Origin of the sequence: Pleomorphovibrio marinus, assembly GCF_003347495.1 — a bacterium.
In the GTDB taxonomy this organism is placed as follows: domain Bacteria; phylum Bacteroidota; class Bacteroidia; order Cytophagales; family Cyclobacteriaceae; genus Pleomorphovibrio; species Pleomorphovibrio marinus.
Window position 1 is genome coordinate 1,126,549 of sequence record NZ_QCXY01000001.1, and the last position, 22,494, is coordinate 1,149,042.

The 22,494-nt window shown below is 41.9% G+C and carries 19 protein-coding genes; 11 read left to right on the forward strand and 8 right to left on the reverse strand.

Features of this window, described 5'->3' with window-relative positions:
- Positions 1–209: 209 nt before the first annotated feature.
- A complete protein-coding gene (locus DB520_RS04715) occupies positions 210–452 on the forward strand; it encodes a hypothetical protein (protein WP_114748455.1) in 243 nt (80 codons plus the stop codon).
- A complete protein-coding gene (locus tag DB520_RS04720) occupies positions 449–1,285 on the forward strand; it encodes an alpha/beta fold hydrolase (RefSeq protein ID WP_114748456.1) in 837 nt (278 codons plus the stop codon). Before DB520_RS04715 ends, DB520_RS04720 begins: the two co-directional genes overlap by 4 nt.
- Positions 1,286–1,565: 280 nt before the next feature.
- Here the strand turns inward: DB520_RS04720 and DB520_RS04725 are convergent, their stop codons facing one another.
- The 5 genes from DB520_RS04725 to DB520_RS04750 form a co-directional block, all read right to left on the reverse strand.
- Positions 1,566–3,773 carry a carbohydrate binding family 9 domain-containing protein gene (locus DB520_RS04725; RefSeq protein ID WP_114748457.1) on the reverse strand — a complete coding sequence of 736 codons (2,208 nt, stop codon included), beginning with the start codon at positions 3,771–3,773 and terminating at the stop codon, positions 1,566–1,568.
- Positions 3,774–4,122: 349 nt separating this feature from the next.
- Entirely contained in the window at positions 4,123–5,484 is a 1,362-nt protein-coding gene (locus tag DB520_RS04735) for a hypothetical protein (RefSeq protein ID WP_114748459.1), read from the reverse strand.
- Between the two features lie 186 nt (positions 5,485–5,670).
- A complete protein-coding gene (locus DB520_RS04740) occupies positions 5,671–6,477 on the reverse strand; it encodes a hypothetical protein (RefSeq protein WP_114748460.1) in 807 nt (268 codons plus the stop codon).
- Positions 6,478–6,834: 357 nt separating this feature from the next.
- Positions 6,835–7,515, reverse strand: coding sequence for a porin family protein (locus DB520_RS04745; RefSeq protein ID WP_114748461.1), 681 nt, complete (start codon positions 7,513–7,515; stop codon positions 6,835–6,837).
- Positions 7,516–7,909: 394 nt separating this feature from the next.
- Positions 7,910–8,194 (reverse strand): GNAT family N-acetyltransferase, encoded by a 285-nt coding sequence (locus DB520_RS04750; RefSeq protein ID WP_114748462.1) that lies wholly within the window; start codon positions 8,192–8,194, stop codon positions 7,910–7,912.
- Positions 8,195–8,452: 258 nt separating this feature from the next.
- On the opposite strand from DB520_RS04750, the gene DB520_RS04755 reads away from it, so the two are divergent.
- A complete protein-coding gene (locus tag DB520_RS04755) occupies positions 8,453–9,607 on the forward strand; it encodes a baeRF3 domain-containing protein (protein ID WP_114748463.1) in 1,155 nt (384 codons plus the stop codon).
- A 152-nt stretch (positions 9,608–9,759) separates the two neighbouring features.
- Here DB520_RS04755 and DB520_RS04760 read toward each other — a convergent pair whose 3' ends face one another.
- Positions 9,760–10,104: a hypothetical protein gene (locus tag DB520_RS04760; RefSeq protein ID WP_114748464.1), complete on the reverse strand. Its 345-nt coding sequence runs from the start codon at positions 10,102–10,104 to the stop codon at positions 9,760–9,762.
- A 147-nt stretch (positions 10,105–10,251) separates the two neighbouring features.
- Between DB520_RS04760 and DB520_RS04765 the strand changes: the two genes are divergently transcribed.
- The 7 genes from DB520_RS04765 to DB520_RS04790 all read left to right on the forward strand — a co-directional run bounded on the left by DB520_RS04765 (position 10,252) and on the right by DB520_RS04790 (position 18,282).
- Positions 10,252–10,623, forward strand: coding sequence for a VOC family protein (locus tag DB520_RS04765; RefSeq protein WP_114748465.1), 372 nt, complete (start codon positions 10,252–10,254; stop codon positions 10,621–10,623).
- A 288-nt stretch (positions 10,624–10,911) separates the two neighbouring features.
- Positions 10,912–11,367 carry a GNAT family N-acetyltransferase gene (locus DB520_RS04770; RefSeq protein ID WP_114748466.1) on the forward strand — a complete coding sequence of 152 codons (456 nt, stop codon included), beginning with the start codon at positions 10,912–10,914 and terminating at the stop codon, positions 11,365–11,367.
- 184 nt (positions 11,368–11,551) lie between these two features.
- On the forward strand, positions 11,552–14,287 hold the full coding sequence (locus DB520_RS04775) for a beta-N-acetylhexosaminidase family protein (protein WP_114748467.1): 2,736 nt from the start codon (positions 11,552–11,554) through the stop codon (positions 14,285–14,287).
- 77 nt (positions 14,288–14,364) lie between these two features.
- Positions 14,365–15,165, forward strand: coding sequence for a hypothetical protein (locus tag DB520_RS04780; protein ID WP_157971930.1), 801 nt, complete (start codon positions 14,365–14,367; stop codon positions 15,163–15,165).
- A 923-nt stretch (positions 15,166–16,088) separates the two neighbouring features.
- Entirely contained in the window at positions 16,089–16,232 is a 144-nt protein-coding gene (locus DB520_RS26480; protein ID WP_157971931.1) for a hypothetical protein, read from the forward strand.
- Positions 16,233–17,023: 791 nt separating this feature from the next.
- Positions 17,024–17,593: a hypothetical protein gene (locus DB520_RS04785; RefSeq protein WP_232834840.1), complete on the forward strand. Its 570-nt coding sequence runs from the start codon at positions 17,024–17,026 to the stop codon at positions 17,591–17,593.
- Between the two features lie 71 nt (positions 17,594–17,664).
- The gene (locus DB520_RS04790; RefSeq protein WP_157971932.1) at positions 17,665–18,282 is read left to right on the forward strand and encodes a DUF4142 domain-containing protein; all 618 of its coding nucleotides are present in this window, start codon (positions 17,665–17,667) and stop codon (positions 18,280–18,282) included.
- Between the two features lie 590 nt (positions 18,283–18,872).
- On the opposite strand, the gene DB520_RS04795 is transcribed toward DB520_RS04790, so the two are convergent.
- Positions 18,873–19,874, reverse strand: a complete 1,002-nt coding sequence (locus DB520_RS04795) for a glycoside hydrolase family 43 protein (protein WP_114748470.1) — start codon at positions 19,872–19,874, stop codon at positions 18,873–18,875.
- 523 nt (positions 19,875–20,397) lie between these two features.
- Positions 20,398–20,637 (reverse strand): hypothetical protein, encoded by a 240-nt coding sequence (locus tag DB520_RS04805; RefSeq protein WP_114748471.1) that lies wholly within the window; start codon positions 20,635–20,637, stop codon positions 20,398–20,400.
- A 280-nt stretch (positions 20,638–20,917) separates the two neighbouring features.
- Between DB520_RS04805 and DB520_RS04810 the strand changes: the two genes are divergently transcribed.
- Positions 20,918–22,462 (forward strand): glycoside hydrolase family 28 protein, encoded by a 1,545-nt coding sequence (locus DB520_RS04810; protein WP_114748472.1) that lies wholly within the window; start codon positions 20,918–20,920, stop codon positions 22,460–22,462.
- Positions 22,463–22,494: the final 32 nt, after the last annotated feature.

Consider the following 22,494-nt stretch of genomic DNA (forward strand, 5'->3'; position numbering starts at 1 on the left):
TAAGATGAATCACATGAAATCGAGATGAGGAGAACCTCAGGCGGAGAATTAAATATTTGCATTTACAGAAAGGAAATGACATCTAACTCGTATGGTCAGACCAAACCTTCACCAAACCATTATGAGCATTGACGAACAATACTTAAAATCACTTCGGGACAAAGCTAAAAAATCTTGGCTAGGCCTTATTAAACCCGATGATTGGCTAAATGAAATTAGGGGAGGATCTGAAGCTTGGGGCAGTTTTACTTGGTACAAGCTTTTTACTGCGTTTCCTAAACGGCAAAGATTTCTTATTCAAAAACGCAAATGGTTATTTTCGTTACTTCATGGAGAAGGAAATAGTAATGATGATTTCTACTATCAGCATTGCGGAATACTGTGTTGGTGGCGATATTCATGAACTACCATTACGAAATTTACAAATCGTTCCTTTAAAATTTAGCCTATGAGCACAAAAGTAATTAGCACCCAAAAGGGGGATATAGAAGTCAACATAACCGGGAGGGGTGTCCCCATTCTTATTGCTCACGGTGGCCATAGCAGTTGCAAGGAAAGGATCCTTCATAAAGGAATGGACCTAAATAGATTCCTCTTAATCACCCCTTCAAGGCCTGGTTACGGAAATACACCACTTGCTGACAGGGTTTCACCACAGGATACGGCCGAATTGTTTAATGCCCTCTTAGATGAACTACAATTGGAAGCGGTGATTTTAGTAGGGCTTTCTGCCGGGGGATTGAGTGCTTTGGCATTCGCTTCATATTTTCCAGCAAGGGTTAAAAAGCTTGTTCTGGTTTCGGCAGTGACAAAAAAATGGATGTCCGAAAAAGATGGTACCTATCTAAGAGCGAAAAAACTGTTTGCCCCGGGTAGGGAAAAATATACCTGGGGGCTATTTCGCTTTTTTAGTCGCTTGTTTCCAAGGATGATGGCTGGTGTATTGTTTAAAGAGCTTTCTGGCTTTCAACCAATCAATATGACAAACGGGGAAATCGCAGAACTTTTTGCTATGATTAACTTACAGCGATCAAAGGAGGGTTTTGTAAACGACTTGGATCAAGATCTTGGTGAGGAGGTAGTGCAAAGGATTTCTTGTCCCACTTTCATTTTACATGGTTCCTATGATAAATCGGTACCTGTTGCACACGCCCAATTTGCTCATGCTACAATCAAACATTCCATTTTAAAGATTTATGATAATAAGTGGGGGCACTTGCTTTGGCTAGGAAATGAAGGGAGTCTCCCTATTCATGATATGCTGGGATTTATTGAGGGACCGTAAAAAGCAATGAGTTTGTTGGTGGATGGGTCTGTTTTATGGTTAATTGTTAATGATTAGTTTTTGGGGTCGTTTAGAAATGGCTCTATGGTTTTTTTCAACTTCATTTTAGGGATGCAGCGTCCTATAATCAGGTGCTAAGTTCGTGGTGTGTATTGAATATTCCGGAGTTAAGGAGCATGGTCCCTTTTGATATTCTTTCGGAGGGTTATAGCAAGGCTGGTTTTTGCAACTTAGGTTAAAATCCATTGTTGAAAAGTGGCATTGAGTTCATTAAGGCATATTAAATATTGAGCCAATAGGACAACCTCAACACCAGTGAGCGGGTTTTTATGTTGAGATTTTCGGGAAAGTAATTTTCTGTATAAACGATAAATAAATCAGAAACCGGCTTAAATCTCCATTGAAACCGGGTATTTATATTGATATTTTCTTGCTGATTGTTGTATTGGATAAAGGTGCTTAGAAACAGTTGATCTGTAAAAGAAACCTCAAATCGAGGTCCCACCAGCCAGAGGTTTGCACTGGCGTAGGGGTCAGGCAGGTTAATGCGGTTGTGTTCAGCAAAAAGAGATATCGTACCATAAGGCTGTACCCGATAGTTTACCTCATTTCGCCAGTAAAATCGGGTCCCATTGTAAAACCCACCATAATACATGGAAGATTGATAATTGAAAAATTTTCGGGTATCAGAAGTATAAGTGAGTCCAGCTCTTGTATATCGGATATTTGTGTTTTCAGGTATCTGTTCACCTCCTGTGCGGGTAGGGTCAAATGGGAAAAACAAATAAATGAATTGGTTGTAAATCCTTAAGTTCAGGGAGGAGGTATTCCTCCATTCCATTCTATAGTTAAAGGTAACCTGCTCGTCTGTTTTCAAGTCAAAGTCTTGGTCTTTGTAGAGGTTATAATAGACCTTGAACTTATGAGTCAGTATAGGGGAGCCCCCGGTTGGGAAAATTCGGAATTCCGCATTAGGAGCGACTCTCCAATATCCTAAGCGCGGCACGTAACCCACTTCAGCATTAAAATTTTCTCCCACATGTTCGTGTTTCCAGTATACCTCTAAGTTTTTGGTATTGTACCTTAATTCACTGCCATGGGCAAATTCATTGCCGCTTAGCATAGGGCTAAAAGAACGATGGAAAAAAAAATTGCCGTTCCACTTATCGTTTTCCGTAGCCAGATTATAGTCAACTCCCACTAATCGGTTATAATCTGGTATAGTGGTCCCTGCCTCAGGAGAATTTGTAGTCTGTCGATTGACCATTATCCCGTTAATACTTGAGCGGCTAAACACATTTTTCTGAAAAGTGCCTACTGTAAAATTTTGCCCTGGAATGCCTAGGCCTTGATCACTTGCTGTCTGCATGTTCATCAGGCCTACTCTTAAGTTATCTCCCACCTTTCCGTTTAGCCTGGCCCCGTAGAGGATACTGTTTTCTGATGTTCTCCCTAAACTGTCTGAGACCAGGCCTATTCTTCTGGAGAAAAACGGCCTGATATCAGAAAACCCATAATCAGCGAACAAATCGGCATTCTCCAGAAAAAATTGCCTCCGTTCTGGAAAAAACAATTCAAATCGATCTAAATTAGTTTGCTGTTGATCCACCTCAACTGCCGAAAAATCAGGGTTGACAGTCAGGTCAAGATTTAAAGAAGGGGTAATGGCAATCTTGGCGTCCATTCCAGCTGAGGTAGCTTGTTCCGAAGCAGTACCAGCTTCATGGTTTTTGGATGTATTTCCAGCCAAATAAGGAATCAGGGAGATATTTGGCCCTTGTTTTTGTATGGGTTTTTCCCAGTGCATATACCCAGTAAAAGCCAAATGGGCAAAGTCCTGATGAATTGGAACAGGTGCCCAAGAAGAAGATTCAAAATTTTTGAGGTCATTGCGGAGAAAATTGATCCTCCAGGATTCAGTTCCTTCTGTAAATCGCAAGGTTTTAAATGGGATGGCAATTTCCACCTCCCAGCGGTCATCAAATACTTGGGTAGCAGAAAACCATACATTGTCCCATATGATTTCAAGGTTATCTCCATTGGTAACCAAGGCCTCCAATTGGATGTTCATGGGGTTTACTGAAAATAAAAAACCGTTCATTCCGTCATCATATGGCCCAATAATTACCGCAAACGCGTCATTTTTAGCAAATTCATAATCTCTTTGTAAGGAAGAAATAATATGGGGCCCCACGGTGCTATCATACAATTTAGCTCCAATGTAAAGGAACTGATTATCATACATCACCCTTACCTCGGTTTTTTCACTGGCAGGTTCCCCTTCATCTGGAGTTTGTTGCGTAAATGAGTCCTGCATTTCCGCGTCCTGCCATTCAGGCTCATCCAGCCGCCCATCTATCTTGATGGCTTCATCAATGGGGAAAACATTCAGTACATAGGGTGGGTTTGTAGCATTTGATTTACTCTGGCCTTTTAGGATAAAGGAATTTGCTGTAAAAAAGAAAAAGAGTATCCAACAGTTTTTCATACACTAAACTGGACAGCTTTACCTATCCACCTACTTATTTTTGGCCTTTTCCACTGAAATTTTCATCCAAGCAGGGTTATTTATATTTTATGGTAAATGAACTATAGAAATTACTATTTTTTTTTATTAAGGACAAAAACAACACCAAGAAATTGTGAGGCATTTTTGTGTTTTCACTCCCGGTGCTTCAGGCTTCTCAGTTTGATGATTCCGATGGAATTAGTGAATGAAATAAATTCCCAAATGGCAGAACTTCAGCCCCATTCCGAAACTACCAGAGGGTTATCCAGTGAAACTCCCATTTGTTCGTGATTTACACCCAGAGTGGGGGACTTGTTTGGATTCACCCCTACTTTTTGAAAATATGATGCAGTGGCAATCTGTATTCTACATCGAGCATCCAGCCATTCAATCTTCCTTGTGATTCCAAAGAGCCTGGAACACCGCTTACCTGATAGTCCACCTGTACTCGGTCAAAAGCTGGACTTCCGTAATTTCTGGACGCCTTGAAGGTGATCAGCCCGGTTCTGAAAAGCGGCATTTCGGTGTAAATACCGGAATTAAAAAAAACTCCAGTGGAATTGACAGGAAGTCCTGTCCTTTGGACCTCATAAGGGAAAGTCACCCCTTCCATAATTCTTGCACCTGCATAATTTACCACACCTTCTCCTCCGTTTTCAAATACGACAGGGATATGGGTAGTAAAAGTAGCACCTACACGGATTTTCTTGGAAATGGGCAATTGCCTATCGTATCTTATTGTGATCGGAATGGTGGAGGCTATAAATCTTCTGTGATTTGCAGATACAGGGATTCCTTCGGAGTTTGAAAGTTCATATACATTTCTTCCTCTAAATCCAGCATACCCCGCTTCTGCCGAAAAGTCTCCAAACCTATATCCCACTCCAAACCCATAAGCTGTACTCACATTTTGAAAATCATCCGTAGGATCATGGATTGGATCAGTAACCCGGCGTAGGGAGGCTGACCCCATCACATATATTCCTTTTGCCCATATATTATCCATATCTGGTTTTGGAGTTTTATCCAAATTTCTTTTGGACTTGGACCAATTGTCTGTATTTATGCCATAGCCCAGAAACAATCCGGTATAGGAATTTCTACCGGATATGGGCATCCCCACCCAATTTTCACTGCCATAAGGATTGCTGGAAGCAAACCCCTGTTGGTGCCTGATACCCACCAGTAGGTAGTTTCTCTTTTTGGTATAAAATTTCACCCCAGCTTCCGCCCTGGCTACAAAATGAATGTCCCTTTTGCTTGTAAACCCAAATATACCTTCCATGGGTTCCAAGTAGTTGTTGACAGATATGCCCACAGAGGGTTGAAAATAGAATGCATGTTTTTCCCTCTCTAAATTGTACCGGACTCCTATGGCATAATTGCCGTTATTATTAGACTGATTGTTCCCTGTTGAAAACGGGTTATCCAATCGTATCGCCGAACGCATCCATTCGGTTTGTACGCTCATTTGCCAGCTGTCGCTGATCCTTGGTAAAAAATTCAATCCCGCATGCTGACCCAAAGGACTTGAAAACTGCAGGTCTGGATTGGCAACCGGCTCCCCTGCTTGGAAGTAATTCTTATTGAAACCACCGTAAAGTTCAACATTAAGTTTATTTTGACCCCTGACATTCGATACAAACGAAAAAAAGAATAAAACAATAAATCCTCTGTAAAATGTCTTCATGTCTTTATATTTTGTTTTGATCAAAAGTAGCGGGCAAAAACGTAATTTAAAAGATGGGGTTGGTTAATAAAGCCTAAATGTAATGTTAAAATTGCTAAAAGCTACTGATAACGAAAGAACCAAAACTTTAAATGATTTATCGTTTTTCGTATTGCCATATTCGATAGCTCAACAAATTTAAAACTTTTATTTGGTCTCTGTAAAAAGATTCAAAGGGAGTTTGTAAGCAATTTCCACCATATACCCTTCAATTGTGATATCATCGTTGAAAACTCCTTTTTCATTTAGATACTCCCATCGATAAGTCACTGTCCTAAGCGGACCTGCGGATATGGCCCTGGAAAACTGCACATTCAAAAATGAGGATTTGAAAACCTGAAGCTCTGCATACACCCCCGCTTTAAAAAATCCAGATACCCTGGGACCGTCCCAGTTAAATTTGTAGTCCAAAAATTTGTCCCTTTCACTTCTGTAATCAAAGTAATAGATTCCTCTTCCCTGGCTAGTTGTATTTCTGGTTTGCTGCAAGAGTAAGTTGAGGGAACCCATGGCACCAAATCTAAATTTCTTGGATGGACCCGTGGGCACATCATACTTCAACACTAGTGGAAGAAAAACGGAATTATAATTTCTAAAGGTCTGCATATAATCAGCTGCCGGTGCGATGAAATAGGTGCCACTGTGATATTGCCAAATAAAACCCAGGCCAGTTTCGAAGGAGGCATTGTTTAACCTATAGCCATAATTCACCCCAACTACCCCGTTGTATTCTCCATAACCTCCGGTGAAAACATCCTTACCTTTGGCATTTTCATGTCTTCTGAGTCCAGCCTGAAAAAGTACATAGCCACCATCCGCCACACTTGCTTCTTGCCGCATCTTCTTTCTTTCCCACCTAGTGGAAAGCACTTCTGGTTCGTAATACCGCTGACCAAATCCTTCCATTACAAACAACATCAGGATCAAACCCCAGAAAACGAATTTTGAAGACATAAACAGGAGGAAATTAAAGTTAAAATTTTTCAAATATCTTAAAAAAGGGTTGGTTTATTTTAGGAGGACTAAAATTTTAAAAAAAATATTTTTTGAGAAATTAATAGTGACATTTCCCGAACCCCGAAAGTCTTTTAGTGGTCTGTATATCAATTGGTTAGGCCTAATTTGCATACATAAAAAAACCTTCGAGGTCCAAAAAAGACCTCAAAGGTTCGTGATCCTGACCTTTGGGTTTTTTTTCCGAACCCCGAAGGTCTTTTGGTTGCATTGAGAACAATGGGTTCGGCCTACTTTGCATACGTAAGAAAACCTTCGAGGCCCAAAAAAGACCTCAAAGGTTTAGGGAGATTTCAATTAAAAGCCGAAGCCTATGTAGATTTGGCCTACCGAGTTTTTCGAGTTGTTGGTAAGATTCCCGGCCAAGCCTTCGTTCCCTACTTCTCTCAAACCGTAGTTATACCTCACGCCTAAATTTACGGCTCCGATGTCAAATCCGACACCCACTACTACACCGTAGTCTATTCTGTTAAAGTCTTCGGTATTCAATTCCCTGACCTCGGTTGGGCTCATTTCTGAGGATCTCCAGTTATTCACGTTGGCAGACAGCAGGTAGCTGACATAGGGCCCAGCATGAACGTTCAATGGTCCCAAATTCACGGCTAGAGCAAGTGGTACCTGAATATAGTTCAGGTTAAACCTAACCTCTCCAGATTCGATCCCGAACAGGTTTTCAAAGTCAGATCCACCATAGGAAACCTTTGATCCCATATTGGTATAGAGGACCTCTGGTTGTAAAGCAACAAAACTATTAATAGGAATTTTGCCAAATACCCCAAAGTGAATGCCCACCTTCATGCTTTCATCCTCGACATTGGGCTGGTCTACGTAAAGCTGAGATAGGTTAAGGCCTCCTTTAATACCAAACTTTGGCCCTGGATTGTTGGATTGGGCGAAAGTGGTAGAATAACCACAAAATAGCGTCAGAAGAATTACTGACAGTAAAGTAAATTTTGGTAAAGAACAGGGATTTTTCATAAATATTTTATATTAATTTATCAAAATTATAATTAATTAAATCGATAAAATTATATCAAAATATATATTTATTACAAAATAACCCTTTTCAAAATCAATTACCTCAGAAATAATCATCTGGAAGATGTGGAGGTGAATTAGGTTTTTCAAAAAAAAGACGCCGTGCATCATCCATTACTACTTTTCAGCAGCATGGGCAAACAACTTAGGGTATTTGCGCCATTTATTAAGGAGAAACTGAATTCATCTGATCCCTCGTCCAATGTACCTTTGCCAACCTCCGACCCGGAATTTTTGGTGCTAAAAGCTGCTAGAGGGAATATGTGTGAAAATAGGTTGATAAAAGTAAGATCACTGGGAAATCACCATATAGCTTACTACTTGGAAGACTTCTTTACTTTGAAAGTACATCCCTTATTTCCGGCTTTTTTTCAAATACTGATTTGGCAAAGGGACAAAGAGGCAATATTTTTATTTGATTTGTTCTGGCAAACTCTACCGCTTTTAGGACTAAGGCCTCGCCAATTCCTTCGCCTTGCAGCATTTCGGAGACTTCGGTGTGGTCAATAATAATTAGTTTTTCCCCTGCCTTTGAATAGGTCAATTCAGCGGTAATTTTTCCTTCTGCCTCCATAAAGAATGAACCTTTAGTGGATTTGGCGTGCTGTTGGATCTCCATAACTTGTTTTGTAATTAAAATTTGGTTGTTTCAATTTAGCTAATTATAAAGGATATCCTTCTAATTATTTTTAACTATTTCATTTTAACAATTAGGATTTATACCTGAAAATCTCGCAGCCATTTGCACCTGTAGAAGAGCTGGATTATACCATCCGATTTTAAACTGAAATATAAATAATATGGCATAAATATTGTTCATTAATTTTATTAATTAGGCCAAATATTATAATTTTTACCCATTTTAGTTAAAAAACCTATGCAATTAATAACCGAAAAGCTTATTCAGGATTTATTGGCCATAGAAGAAGCGCCATGCTTGTCGCTTTATATGCCCACCCACCGTCACCATCCGGATAACCGTCAAGACCCCATTCATTATAAAAACCTTTTAAAAGAAATGGAGCAATCCCTGCTCCAAAAATACAGCTCAGGGGAAACCGAAGCTTTCTTGGCTCCCTTGGAGGAACTGGTCGAAAACCCTGAATTTTGGAATCAGGGTCTTGATGGGATGGCAGTATTCAGTTCACCAAAACTGAATAAAATGGTTAAATTGCCTATATCAGTAGAATCCTTGGCCATTGTGGCTGATAGTTTCCATACTAAACCCCTTCGGAAATATTTGCAATCCACCGATAGATATCACCTCTTGGGCTTAAGCCGCCATGAAATCGCCTTGTTTGAAGGGAACAGGCATTCCTTGGATGAAATAGAACTGACAGCTGAAATCCCAAAAACCATAGAAGATGCGTTGGGTGAAGAGATGACGGATGAGCACCTCACCGTAGCTTCCTATGGAGGAGCAGGCGGAGAGAGCAGTGCCATGCACCATGGTCACGGAGGTAAGAAAGACCAGGTGGACCTGGATGCGGAAAAGTTTTTCCGTGTAGTGGCGAAGGCTGTGGAGGAAAATATATCAAAACCTCATGGACTTCCCCTTATACTGGCAGCTTTAACGGAACACCACCACCTTTTTCAAAAAGTGAATAAAAACGTAGCTTTATTGCCGGAGGGTATCCAGGTAAATCCCTCATCCGTAAGCAAGGAAAAATTAGCTGAACTGGCATGGGAGGTAATGGAGCCTGCCTATCTGGCAAACCTGAAAAGCTACTCTGAGCAATTTAGCCAGGCCAAGGCATTAGGAAAAGGATCTGATGACTACAAGGAACTGGCAGTAGCAGCCGTAGAAGGAAGGATCGGCACCTTGCTGGTAGAGGCGGATCGGATCATTGCAGCGAGAATCACCAACCTAGTCACCGGTAACACCCAGAAAAAGGACATGGACAATCCTCGGGTAGATGACCTGTTGGATGACATGGGTGAGCTGGTCATTAAGATGGGTGGTAAAGTCGTGGTGATACCAACGGATAAAATGCCTACTGAAACAGGTCTGGCGGGGGTTTTCAGGTATTAATGAATGAACTTTGGTAATGAATAGGTCACTATATAGCTGATAGTGTGTCAGATTTCAGATGACCCTAACGACTAGACGGGCGGTGTTAATCTAGCCAGGTTTAGCGGGATCACTACTGAAAATTAATTTTTCCAGGGGTGATCCCGTTTTTACTAAAGAAAACCAAATACCCATAAGGGGATTTTATTTCCAAATCCAATTTCTTTATCATCTGCCGCAATATTATTCCTTTCTGTTAATCTGACGTTTTTGTCCCTACCGCCAATTTCAAAAAGGTACTTTTGGTCAATTAGAAAATCCTGGGCTTTCGGGCAATTTACGGAATGGCCATAAGCTAGCTGGCTCAGGAAAAAGGTTTCTCTAAGGTTCCCTACATCCACATTTATTCCCAATTCAAAGGAAATGTTCGTGTTTTCCAAAAACAGCTTTTCGGGCTTTTGCAAGAGGGAGACACCATGCGTTTCCCTGTATATACTTTTGGTGGTTATAACCTTCATTTTGACCAGAACTTAGGAAAATAATGATTTAATAAGCCAAATTGAGTTTTACCACTTCAGAATTTAGGGAAAGTTTCTAGTATATGTGACTAATAATGAGTATTTTAGTAGGGATTTATAGGGAGCAAAAACAAATAAATAATTGGTATGAAGTTAGGGGCATTTTCGCTAAGTCTTAATGTCAAGGACATCAAAGCCTCAAAGGTGTTTTATGAAGCCCTCGGGTTCACAGTCCTTGCAGGCGACATTGCCCAAAACTATCTTATTATGAAAAACGAGCATTCACTTATAGGGCTGTTTCAGGGAATGTTTGAAGGTAATGTATTGACTTTCAATCCAGGATGGGACGAAAGCGGCCAAAACATTGATGAATTCGAGGATATAAGGGAAATCCAAAGACACCTTAAAAGCAAAAACATTACACTGGCAACAGAAACAGATGAAGGCAGCTCGGGCCCAGCTAGTATTATGGTAACTGACCCTGATGGAAACGTGATTTTGATTGACCAACACCGCTAAGAAAGACATCGGCCCGGGGGGATTCTTGTTTTAAAACATACCTTTACTTGTTCTTCGGAATCAATTTAGGTATCTCTACATACAGTCCTTTTTTGGCAAACTAGAGGAAAAGATAAATGCACCCTTGGGTACTTACTTGGATAAGGGAAAATCACTTTTGCTGTCAACAGTCCAGGTTTATGGGACCTAAAGTACCTATACTGCCCGAATACTAGCCGAAATGGTATTGGCTATTATTGGGTTATGTGCAAGTGAAAACCTCAGGGAAAACCTTAAGCAAAATTGAACATGAAATTCTTACCCATAGAAATTGAAGAAGGATTAAACACACAGTTCATGGATATCCCTGAATGTGGGATAATACTTGAGGTATTTAAGGAGCATTATAGAAAAGTAGGTTTTGTAAAACCCTGGATCGCCTTTTTTGTGTGTAATGACTACCATGAAATCATTGGAGCTGCTGGGTTTAAAGGGCAGCCAAAGAATGGTATGGTGGAAATTTCTTACGGGACCTTTAAGAAGTTTGAAGGACAGGGTATGGGTACTGCAATTTGTAAGCAGCTGGTGTCTTTGGCCCTGCAAACAGTACCCTCCCTTATTATAAACGCTCGAACCTTACCCCAGAATGTCGCTTCAATTAAGGTGTTGGAAAGGAATGGGTTTAAACTTATTGGAACAGTGTATGACGAGGAAGACGGCAATGTCTTAGAATGGACTTTTATGAATCCATCTGTCCCTAAATAAGAACCGTTCCCCCAAAGGTTTAACCCTCACATTTAACCAATACCCATTTCCCAAAACACCCTCAAATCACACCAATAAGCCAAACCCCGAACAAATTATCAATCTTAAAAGGCCTGTAGGACAAAATTTTTAGTACTTTAGACGGAAGAATAACCATAGGCTATGTTTCCTAATTATAAACCCCATGCTAAATAACCTTCTAAATAGCTGCTGCCTTTTCCTTGTAGCCTCTGTTTTTTTTGTCAATCCTGCATTTGCCCATCGCATTTTTGTAGAGGAAGAAGGACTGCTAGTAGTAGAAATGACCAGCCTTTCAGCTATCGGGGATTGGAAATCAGAATCAACTTCATTGGCTGGCCAGCCCATCCAATATATTTATTCGGAAAAGGAATATTTTCAAAACCCGGGACAGCAACTGCTGTCCTACAGATTCCGGATAGACAACCCTGGGACCTATAAATTTATCTGGCATAATAAAGTTGGGGAAGGAGCCAGCCCTACTGATTACAACGATACATGGCTTAGGATTCCTGACGCGGATGATTTCTTTGCACAAAATGAAGAAGGGCATGTTCTTCACCCCAGAGGAGTTTGTGAAGAGGACTGTCCAAACGGCACAGGGGGGGCTGGGTGGTTTAAGGTATATAGCCATGGAACGACAGATTGGACTTGGAGGACAAAAACTAGCGATCATGATCCACATGAAATTTATGCCCAATTTAATCAACCTGGGATCTATTCCATCCAGGTGTCGGCCAGATCTTCTTATCATTTTCTGAGCAAATTTGTGCTTTTCCAACCTGACAAGTACAGCGAGGCGGAGGTAACAGGAATTACACTTCCTACTAGCGAATGGGTGGTAGGGGAGCATGTAGGTCCGCTTGAATTTGGCCTAAAGGAAATTGAAACGGCTCTGGCGGAAATGGGTTTGGGTGCCTTGAAAGAGGTGAACATTTCCCATGAAATAGTGGAGGACCTGAACTCGGAGGGGTTCCACCTTAAAAAAGGGAAGGATGGGATATTGATCCAGGGCGGTGACGAGGCTGGACTGATGTATGGCTGCCTGGAACTGGCAGAACAAATCCGCCTGTTTGGCCTTGAAGGTATTGAGGAAATCCGACAAAGTCCCCATATGGAAATGAGGGGAACCAAGTTCAATATTCCACTGGACATGCGCACGCCAAGCTACACGGATGCAAGTGATGCCGCCCAACATAATATAGCCCACATGTGGGACATGGAATTCTGGAAAACTTATATTGACAACCTTGCCCGAAACCGGTTTAACTACATCTCCTTGTGGAACCTGCATCCCTTCCCTTCTATGGTAAAGGTACCTGATTATCCGGATGTGGCACTGGATGATGTCCATCGTTCTACGGTCAATTGGGAGGAGTATTACCACCTGCATGCTACCGGCTTGGATGCCCCTGAAATCATTGAAAATTATGAAGTAATCAGGGAAATCAAGATGGAGGACAAGATCCGGTTTTGGCAGGAAGTGATGGCCTATGCCAAATCCCGCAACATTGGATTCTATATCGTCACCTGGAATATATTCACTAATGGCACTGATGGAAAATACGGCATTAACGATGACATTCAAAACGAAATTACCCGGGATTATTTTAGGAGCAGCATCAGTGAACTATTCAGAACCTATCCAGACCTAAAAGGAATAGGGCTGACCACGGGAGAAAACATGCATAACGCATCCTTTCAGGAAAAGGAAGACTGGGCCTTTGACACTTATGCCAGGGCAATCTTGGAAGTGGCAACGGAAGTGCCAGACCGCCAATTCACCTTTATCCATCGCCAGCATCAGACTGGGGCCCGGGAGATAATGGAAAAGTTCAAACCCCTGCTGGATCAGCAAAACGTGGATTTTATTTTTTCTTTTAAATATGCACAAGCCCACGTGTACAGTGCGGTGGAGCAACCTTTCCATAAGGACTTTATCAAGGAAATAGGATCCGTAAAAACCATTTGGGGACTTCGCAATGATGATATCTACTATTTTCGATGGGGAGCACCTGACTTTGTACGGGCCTTTATCGGAAATTTACCCACCGAGCCCATGAAAGGCATCTATTACGGTTCTGACCAATGGGTTTGGGGGAGGGATTTTTTAAGCAAAGACCTTATTTCTACACCCGGGCAACTGGAAATACTTAAACACTGGTACCAATGGATGCTATGGGGAAGGCTTTCCTTCGACCCCACTGTGGATAATAAGCGTTTCCAGCAAATACTACAAAATAGATTTCCCGAAACAGATGGCCCTGCCCTTTTTGATGCCTGGCAAGCAGCTTCCATGGTGTATCCCATTACTACCGGTTTCCACTGGGGGGCATTGGATTTTCAATGGTATATAGAAGGGTGTAAAAGCCGCCCGGAACCTGCCGGTAATGATACCGGTTTTCACGATGTAAACCGCTTCATCAGCTTGGGCACACACCCGGGTTCAGGCTATCAGTCGATTCCTGATTATGTAAAAGGTAATCAAGATGGTGGAGACACCTCTTTGACTTCTCCCATTGAAGTGTCCGAAATGCTCCATCAAAAAGCCGATAAAGCACTTGGCCTAATGGGCCAGATCCATCCTGGAGAAGACAGGGAATTGAAGGTGACTGTTCAAGATATCCTTACCATTTCCTACATGGGTAAATACTACGCCCATAAAATTGCCGGAGCCACTTACCTCGCCCTCTTCAGGGAAAGTGGGGAACCCTCCTTACAAGATAAGGCTGTGGCCGAATTGGAAGCGGCCCTGGAGTACTGGAAACAATACAAAGAAGCGGCACTGAAGCACAATAAGCATCCACTTTGGACAAACCGGGTAGGCTATGTAGATTTTGAAAAGACAACTGAATGGGTGGAGGAGGATATTGCCATTGCCAAAAAACAGTTGAGAAATTAATAATTGTTAATTTTCAATTAACCCAACTTGACTCTTCAGTTAAATAACTTTCTGACCAACAGGTAAATATAAAATCAGTGGTACACTACATATTTTCTTACGGCCTTTTGCAGGTGCTATTTTCCTTATGGATGATTTTGGCCCCGCATGGCATTATAAAAGCAAGTGGGGTTATGGAAGAGGCACCATTTGCCAGGAATTCATCCCATTCGGCAGGACAGGTCATTTCCCATGAACCCAAGGATAAAAATATCTTATTGGTCGTGGGCGATGTCAAGGAACTCAACCGCTCCGAAAGGATGCTGATGGCCAGATTAAAAGACCAGGGTTATCCGGTAATGTTGGTAAATGACCAAAATGATGATCCTGAGCTGACTGATGACATTTCCCTAGTAATCGTATCCAAAACGGTCAATTCCCTGAATGTAGGTATCCGGTTCAAGGACGTTTCCTGTGGGTTTTTGACCTGGGAGGACAACTTGCAGATGGCACAGTTGATGGGGTATTCTGAAAATGACGGTGCTGAGGGGACGGCCTGGCATGTCAAAGGGCAGCAATGGTATGTGTTGCCAGATGGGCCGGTTGAACTTAATACCGGTCTTTCAGGGAAATTGGACATTTACACGGAGCCGGATGAAATCACCTATTCGCCCAATGAAAGCAAGGTGCCTGAGTCGGCCATTGTAGTGGGGGAATTGTATCCCGGCGACTACCACAAAACCTATTATGTCTTTGAGGAGGGTGCAGTTTTGGGAGACGGCAGCAGGGCTGCCGGCCGAAGAATTTATTTTGGGCTTTATGACGACACCTTCCGCCTACTGACCGATACAGGCCTAACCCTCTTCGACGCCGCGATCTTATGGGGGACGGAGCGTTAAGAAATAGTCCTGTGGACTATTTTAGCGACGGGCCAGCCAGCGGGCAGCAACGGAATAAGAAGCGCATCGCTTCAGTTTTCGACTCCGTTTGTTATTCCGTTACGGAGCGTTAAGAAATAGTCCTGTGGACTATTTTAGCGACGGGCCGGGACGCGGAGAGGTTTAGCGACGGGCCAGCCAGCGGGCAGCAACGGAATAAGAACACTTCATTTCAGCTGGTGGTGCTGATACACGAATTCCACTCCTGTGGGACCGATGAACTGTTTGTCAACATCACAGGAACAAGCCAAATGAAAATGCTTTTAAAGGCAGGGCCCAGAGGATCCCTGCACGAAGTGGTTCCAGCAATAGTTTTATCGATTTTTTGATTTTAGGTTGACTTGGTCTTTGTCTTTAGTTTTTTTTTAAGCACAGCCACGGCAGCATCACTTCTTCTCAATTTGGGATGTTTTGAAGATTCTCAATAGAGGGACGACTGTAATTTAAATTATCAATTTGAAGAACATGCTTTAAGCAATATTTAATTCCTGTTCAATAGGAATGTATTACTCAATTTAAAGTTCTGGCAAGTTTAATTTAAGCTGTTAATTATGTAATATTATAAAAAAATATATAATTATTATGATATGTAAATTCATATTTTTGTACTGTATAAATATTTCAAAAAGATGAAATCGAGCCTGTCCTGACGGCAGTCAGGGCATGACGCAAGCGACGCACGGAGGGATGATCAAGATTGCGAGATTCCCCCGAAGCAAGTTCCCCGAATCGAGTTCGGGGCAGGCAGGGGCAGGCTATATGACCGCTGAAAAGAAATTATAAACATATGAAATCGAGCATGACGAGCACGTCACACACCGGGATGATTATCGTTGCGAGATTCCATGTGACCGTTGAAAAGAAAATATAAACACATGAAAAAAATGCAGAAAAAAGATCAAAGCCATGGTAAAGGTGTGTTGTCAAAGTTAAATGACAATACTGACCAAAGCAAAAAGGTAGTGGCTTCCGACAAGAAAAAAGGAATCCTTTCCAAGGTAAATGATAGTCCTAACCAAAGTGAATGAGTAATCTGACATCTATGACCGTCATCATGTAGGGGAAATAATTCTGATTTTCCAAAGCTGAATTTTTAGATAAAAGCATGTAGGAGACCTTAAAATTCTTGATTCCTTTAAACGGGAATCACGATAGTGCCTGTACAATCCTTTTAACCAAACCACATAGTTATCTATTTTCCATCACGTAAAAGAATTACAATTTGATGCACGGGTTTCCAAACCAGATGTACAGTTCTTAAAGGGGTCATGAGTTGGTCAGTATATGAGGACAATGAAAAATTAAGAAAGCAGAAAAATTCCCTTGTATCAAAATAAATATAGCCTAAAAGCCAAAAATTTTAATTGAAACCAATAACCAAAGTAAAATGGAGAACAAGAAAAAACTTCTCCAAAGTCCACTCCAGGACCAGAGAAGTTGCTTAGGATGCCATCATTAAAGAATCCGGTGAAGAAGCAGTATAATTTAATCAGCTGAAATCGAGCCTGTCCTGAGGGCAGTCAGGGCATGACGCAAGTGACACACGGAGGGTTGATTAAGATTGCGAGATTCCCCCGAAACGAGTTCCCCGAATCAAGTTCGGGGCAGGCAGGGGCAGGCTATATGACCGCTAAAACACAATTAATAAACCTATGAATAATATTTTTAATGGTCTTACAACAGGCTATGGAGCAAAAAAATTAAGAGTTGGATGCTTGGGGACCATAGTCGCCTTTGTTATCCTATTCTTCCTACTCGGTCAATGCAGTTAATAAGTAAAAAAATTAAAAACAATCCTAATAAACTAAACCAATTAATAATGGAAAATCGAAGGAATGAAAACGAAGTCCAAAATCAAAATGATAGAACTTCCGAAAAAAGAGTGATGACAGGTATGTTCAGAGACCGCAAAAGCACAGAAAATGCCTACAATGACCTTCAAAAAAGAGGGTATGAAAAAGATGACATCAACTTGGTGATGTCTGATGAAACTCGAAAAAAAGACTACAATGAAAAAGGAGTTGAAGAGACTGAAATCGGAACCAAAGCAGCAGAACATGCAGGCAAAGGATCAGCTATCGGAGGTTCAGTAGGAGCTGTTGCGGGTGTAGTGGCTGCCATTGGTACAAGTGTGGCTATTCCGGGGTTGGGAATTCTGATCGCGGGACCTATAGCTGCTGGATTGGCCGGAGCCGGAGCAGGTGGGATTACAGGAGGACTTATCGGGGCCTTAGTTGGTTCTGGTATTCCGGAAGCAAGGGCAAAACTATATGAATCTGGGATAAAAGAGGGTAATGTTGTCATTTCGGTAACTCCCAAAAATGAAGAAGATGCCAGATATCTAGAAGAAAACTGGAAGGAAAACCATGGAGAAGATATTCGCAGGTAAAATCAAACAATGCACTAAGCAAGGGATTTTACAACCCTTGCTTAATGCATAAAACTAAACCAACTTATACTATGAAAAATTTCATAAACATTAACTCAGTACTTGTCTTTTTCTTATGTCTGACAGGAACATTACTATTGGTAACAGCCTGTTCCGAAAATAAAACAAAAGATTCAAAAGAAGTAGCCAGAGAAGAAAATGTCCGTAAAATGGCAGCCAATGATACAACTGCTAGGGTTATCAAAGATGATAATGACTCTAAGTTTTTAATGAAGGCAGCCGAAATGCAATTGGAAATGATCAGTTTAGGGAAATTGGCCCAACAAAAAGGCAATTCTGATCAAGTAAAAGAATTAGGCAAGATGATGGAGGAAGACCATACAAAATCCCATACTGAAATTAAGACCCTGGCACAATCAAAGTCAGTTTCTATTCCAACCTCAGTTACAGATGACTCAAAGGATGCTTACGAAGATCTTAATGATGAAAATGGAAATGATTTTGGTAAAAGCTACAGCAAGAGGATGGTTAATCAGCATGAGGATGCGATTGATTTATATGAAAACGCAGCCGAGGATTCTGAGGATCCTAAAGTCAGAGCTTATGCTTCTGAAAAACTTCCAGCTTTAAGGACACATCTTAAACATGCAGAAGCATGTAAAGAGAAATGTGAAAACGAGAAGTCGTAATTTGATTGGAAATTTCTGAGTATTTTAAAAATGGTTATTTAGGAGTTGCAATTTCCGCAATGATTTTAACCATGCCAGAAATGGAAGAATAAAAAAGTTTAAGATTTCATCTTTTTGTGTGCAGCGAACAATGTTTGTTGCACATTTTTTATGCCTCACGACTCTCGTAAAGAGTTAGTTTTAAAAGATTTGTGAAATAAATTGGTTCAAGATGGTGGAATTCCGCTATTGAAGTAATTACCAAATCCCTCACTTCCTTCACCTCAAAATCTAACTGCTCCGCCAGCGGATAATTGAATATTACAAGTCCTCGTAAAATATAAGTTTGTAATCAATCCATGTAGGTCGGAGCAGAAAGAAACACAAGTGACCCGGGAATACGTTGCGCTCGTGGCCTCCCAGGCCAAGTTCGAACAAGTCAAATGGATTGTAGGTGCCGTGATTGTCAATAGTATCACCGCCACCGTACTTACATACTTGGGGTAAAACAACATATGATTGTTCCAGCTTCCAAAAAAGCAACTACCAGGCGCAATGCCGTTTGGGGTTATTGCTTGGCTTTTACGGAAAAAGTAAACCCCTTGGCTTCCTCACCATTTCCCTAACACTTCCAATCTATCACCGGAAACATCGACCTCAAAAAGGGTGGGAATGCGTATATACCTGCCGTTTTCACCTACCCTATGGCTGTGGACTGCCATCAATAATTCTCCCTCAAAAGTCCTGAACATCATCCCATGCCCATGGTTTGGTGGGGTAATAGGTTCCTTTTCATGCACCCAGGGACCATCTAATGTCCCGCTTTCGGAGTAGGCTATACCTTGTGTATAATCCCCGAATACCCAACTGGTCCAGAGCATTCCTAGCCTTCCGGATTGGGTGTGAAATAGCCAGGGCCCATCGGTTACCTTATTGGGAATGGTATCACCTTGATCGTTTTTTTCCCGGCTCCAGGGGGAATCACTTGCCCTGAACAATACTTCCCCTTCCCCTATGGAACCACTCAGGTCGGGCTTAAGCTCTATTTTTTCTATGGTGCCATTCCAGTTTTGGAGCCATTCGTAGCAGTACACCATATAAGGCTTACCATCGGTGTCCACCCAGAAAGTTCCATCTAATGTAGGTTTGTCGGCAGGCAGGTATTCCGGATCCTCCATGGGCACATAGGGTCCTTCGGGTTTGTCACTCACTAAGATGTGGGAGGCTCTGCGTTCAATCGTGTTACCTTTTACAGTGTCAATGATCACATCCCTATTGGTGAAGGTGGCAAAATAATAGTACTTACCTTTGTACTTATGCAACTCTGCGGCCCAAATCATGGGATTATCCCCCATCCAGGAATCTGGGTCAGTTTTGGCCACATCATATGGGCCTGTCCATTTTTCCAAGTCCTTACTTTTCCATAGCCTCCCACCAGTTCCTGTCATGTAATAGGTGGAGGAAGCTTTGTCTGCCAAAATACAGGGATCACTAAGCCGTATCGAATCTAAGGGGACATTTTCCCGCAGAGAGACCTCCCTATTTTGGGAATAGGCAAAGTGGATACACAAGAATAGGAGGGCTAAGGTGCTGAAGATTGTTTTAAGGTCCATCGTACAAGTGGGTCATCTAATTAGACAAGTTACCAAAAAAAATTGACACAAGGGAGCCATTATGGGTTGGTTGGTAAGCGGTTTTAAAAAGTCGCCATTATTAGTAGATCTTCATCATGATGTAGAACCTCTAATTATTTCAGGTTATTTTCACTTATTTAGCATACTTGGTTTAGTTTTCATGTACCCTAAAAGCAAATATCTCCTCACCTCAAACAGGTTGAAAGGAATTGGCCGGTTGGGGGAAATCGAACAGAACTTTTCCCGTTTTTGTAATGTGCAAGAAGGGTGGAGAACTTTTGGTGTCCAGATGGAGTGGCATATAGGCCAATTTACTTTTCTAAGTTAGCGAAATAATTCAACGGCTTGCCGAAGGTTTTATAGGAAGGCATGCTGTAGGCAATCCCCTAGCTTGCATCAGGAACCCGCCACATCACCATCTCCATAATCCTGCTAAGGAAGCTGGCAGTTTCTTAAGGAAATCCGGTTATGTAGTCATCTACCATTTGAGGGGTAGTTTTCATTATCCTTCTTCCATTATTTTTATCAAAAACCCTTCGGCATGTACCAGCTCAAGGATTTGATTTACCTGGATTACACGATCTTCAATCCGCAACACTTTTTCACAGTCTTCTAAATCGAAATTTGCGATGGCTGTTGGAAAGAGGGATTTCAAAAGTCGCAAGATATGCATAGCGTCTTTCATATGGTGCACGTTTGTGATGAACACCTCAATTTGTCGGGCTTTTGAACCTACCTGCATACATCCAAAATTAATCAAAAGTTTTGAAAGGATAAGTTGACAATTGCGACAGATTAAAGGGTAAATGCGACAAATTCCCTGAAATTTTGAAAGTGGAATTCAATGCTACTTTTGAGGGTAGTCCAATCTTTCTTAATTTAACGTAATCAGCCCCTCCATCCCCTACACTACGGGAAGGTGAAAAGACAGATACTACTAACTTTGAATTTTATATTAGACAGTATCTCAACCTATGATCCGGAATAATTTTTCTTTACCCAATAGTGTAATTGTGTGCTTAATGGCATTCAGCCTTTTTGCATGTAATTCTCCTTCTTCGGAGTTCTCCATGGAATTTGTGGATGGCTTGCCCACCATACAAGATGTGGGAGCGGATCGAATGCCGGAAGAAATTGCTCCCGTTCAGGCCCCTTTTGAAATGCCGGCCTTTTCTAAACCCAATTTCCCGGATTTTGTGGTGAATGTGGCCGATATGGGGGCTAAAGAGGGAGAATGGATTACTCAGGCCATCAAGCAGGCCATAGAAGAAGTCCACCAAAACGGGGGTGGAAAGGTTCTGATCCCCAAAGGAAAATGGAAAACTGGTAGGATTACCCTAAAAAGTAATGTGAACTTGCACTTGGAGCAAGGGGCAGAATTGCGGTTTAGTGGAAAGCTTGAGGATTACAGGCCGGCAGTTTTTACAAGGCACGAAGGGGTGGAGGTGATGTCATTGGGGGCTTGTATTTATGCCTATAGGGAAGACAATATTGCCATTACTGGCAAAGGGACACTCTATGGTCCGGAGGACGGCCCTGTAAAAGATCAAATGATGACGGAGGATGTGGTGGAAAACTTTGTTCCCTTGGACGTACCTGTGGAAGAACGAATTTATGAAGGAAGGGATGGATCCTCCATATTTTTGCCCATGTTCATATCACCCACTGAGTGCACCAACGTGTATATAGAAGGGATCACCCTTGAAGAAACAGCTTTTTGGAATATTGTACCCGTTTATTGCGATGGAGTGGTGATTCGCGGGGTAACGGTCAACTCTGTGGGAATTCCAAGAGGGGACGGTATAGACATAGAATCCTCCAGGAATGTATTGATTGAATTTTCCACATTAAACAATGGGGATGATTGCTTTACCATGAAATCAGGAAGGGGTGAAGATGGACTTCGTGTAAACAGGCCTACCGAAAATGTGGTGGTGAGGCATTGCTTGGCAAAGGAGGGTCATGGTGGCATTACCGTAGGAAGCGAGACCGCAGGTTGGGTAAAAAACCTATATGTGCATGACTGTGTTTTTGACAATACCGGGGTAGGAATCAGGTTCAAGACCCGAAGGCCTCGTGGTGGAGGCGGGGATAATCTGATCTACGAAAGGATACGGATGAAATTGCGCCATACAGCTTTCCGCTGGGACATGTTGGGAAGTGAAATGTATGTAGGTGATCTTGCAAAGCGAACGCCCCTAAGAGAAAAGGACAGTCTGACCCCGGAATTTAAAAATATTCACGCAAAAGATATAGTGGTGGAACAAGCATCCGCTTTCATCAATGTCACTGGCATTCCAGAATCGCCCATGCGAAATTTCTCCCTTGAAAATGCAATAGTAAACAGCGAAAAGCTGTTTACCGCCCACGATGCCAGAGATATGCTGATTCAGAATTTGAAAGTTACGAGTCAGGACTCCTTGATTCAGGTACTGGACAGTAAAGATATTCGATTTGAAAATGTACAGTTTGAAGTTCCCGGTGGCAAGGTTTACACCCTGTATGAAGGGGACCAAACCGAAAATATAACCTTTAAAAATACCGACCCTTCCCCTACAGCTCCTTAGGAGGGGGTCGGTAGTTGATATTCCTATTTCGT

Bases quoted from the DNA above. Each gene is read 5' to 3' on its own strand.
- DB520_RS04755 (WP_114748463.1), top strand. From the start codon at position 8,453: ATGCAATTAATAACCGAAAAGCTTATTCAGGATTTATTGGCCATAGAA.
- DB520_RS04810 (WP_114748472.1), top strand. From the start codon at position 20,918: ATGGCATTCAGCCTTTTTGCATGTAATTCTCCTTCTTCGGAGTTCTCC.
- DB520_RS04750 (WP_114748462.1), bottom strand. From the start codon at position 8,194: ATGGAGATCCAACAGCACGCCAAATCCACTAAAGGTTCATTCTTTATG.
- DB520_RS04785 (WP_232834840.1), top strand. From the start codon at position 17,024: ATGGAAAATCGAAGGAATGAAAACGAAGTCCAAAATCAAAATGATAGA.
- DB520_RS04745 (WP_114748461.1), bottom strand. From the start codon at position 7,515: ATGAAAAATCCCTGTTCTTTACCAAAATTTACTTTACTGTCAGTAATT.
- DB520_RS04795 (WP_114748470.1), bottom strand. From the start codon at position 19,874: ATGGACCTTAAAACAATCTTCAGCACCTTAGCCCTCCTATTCTTGTGT.
- DB520_RS04775 (WP_114748467.1), top strand. From the start codon at position 11,552: ATGCTAAATAACCTTCTAAATAGCTGCTGCCTTTTCCTTGTAGCCTCT.
- DB520_RS04735 (WP_114748459.1), bottom strand. From the start codon at position 5,484: ATGAAGACATTTTACAGAGGATTTATTGTTTTATTCTTTTTTTCGTTT.
- DB520_RS04715 (WP_114748455.1), top strand. From the start codon at position 210: ATGAAATTAGGGGAGGATCTGAAGCTTGGGGCAGTTTTACTTGGTACA.
- DB520_RS04790 (WP_157971932.1), top strand. From the start codon at position 17,665: ATGAAAAATTTCATAAACATTAACTCAGTACTTGTCTTTTTCTTATGT.
- DB520_RS04725 (WP_114748457.1), bottom strand. From the start codon at position 3,773: ATGAAAAACTGTTGGATACTCTTTTTCTTTTTTACAGCAAATTCCTTT.
- DB520_RS04740 (WP_114748460.1), bottom strand. From the start codon at position 6,477: ATGTCTTCAAAATTCGTTTTCTGGGGTTTGATCCTGATGTTGTTTGTA.
- DB520_RS04760 (WP_114748464.1), bottom strand. From the start codon at position 10,104: ATGAAGGTTATAACCACCAAAAGTATATACAGGGAAACGCATGGTGTC.
- DB520_RS26480 (WP_157971931.1), top strand. From the start codon at position 16,089: ATGCAGAAAAAAGATCAAAGCCATGGTAAAGGTGTGTTGTCAAAGTTA.
- DB520_RS04720 (WP_114748456.1), top strand. From the start codon at position 449: ATGAGCACAAAAGTAATTAGCACCCAAAAGGGGGATATAGAAGTCAAC.
- DB520_RS04765 (WP_114748465.1), top strand. From the start codon at position 10,252: ATGAAGTTAGGGGCATTTTCGCTAAGTCTTAATGTCAAGGACATCAAA.
- DB520_RS04805 (WP_114748471.1), bottom strand. From the start codon at position 20,637: ATGCAGGTAGGTTCAAAAGCCCGACAAATTGAGGTGTTCATCACAAAC.
- DB520_RS04770 (WP_114748466.1), top strand. From the start codon at position 10,912: ATGAAATTCTTACCCATAGAAATTGAAGAAGGATTAAACACACAGTTC.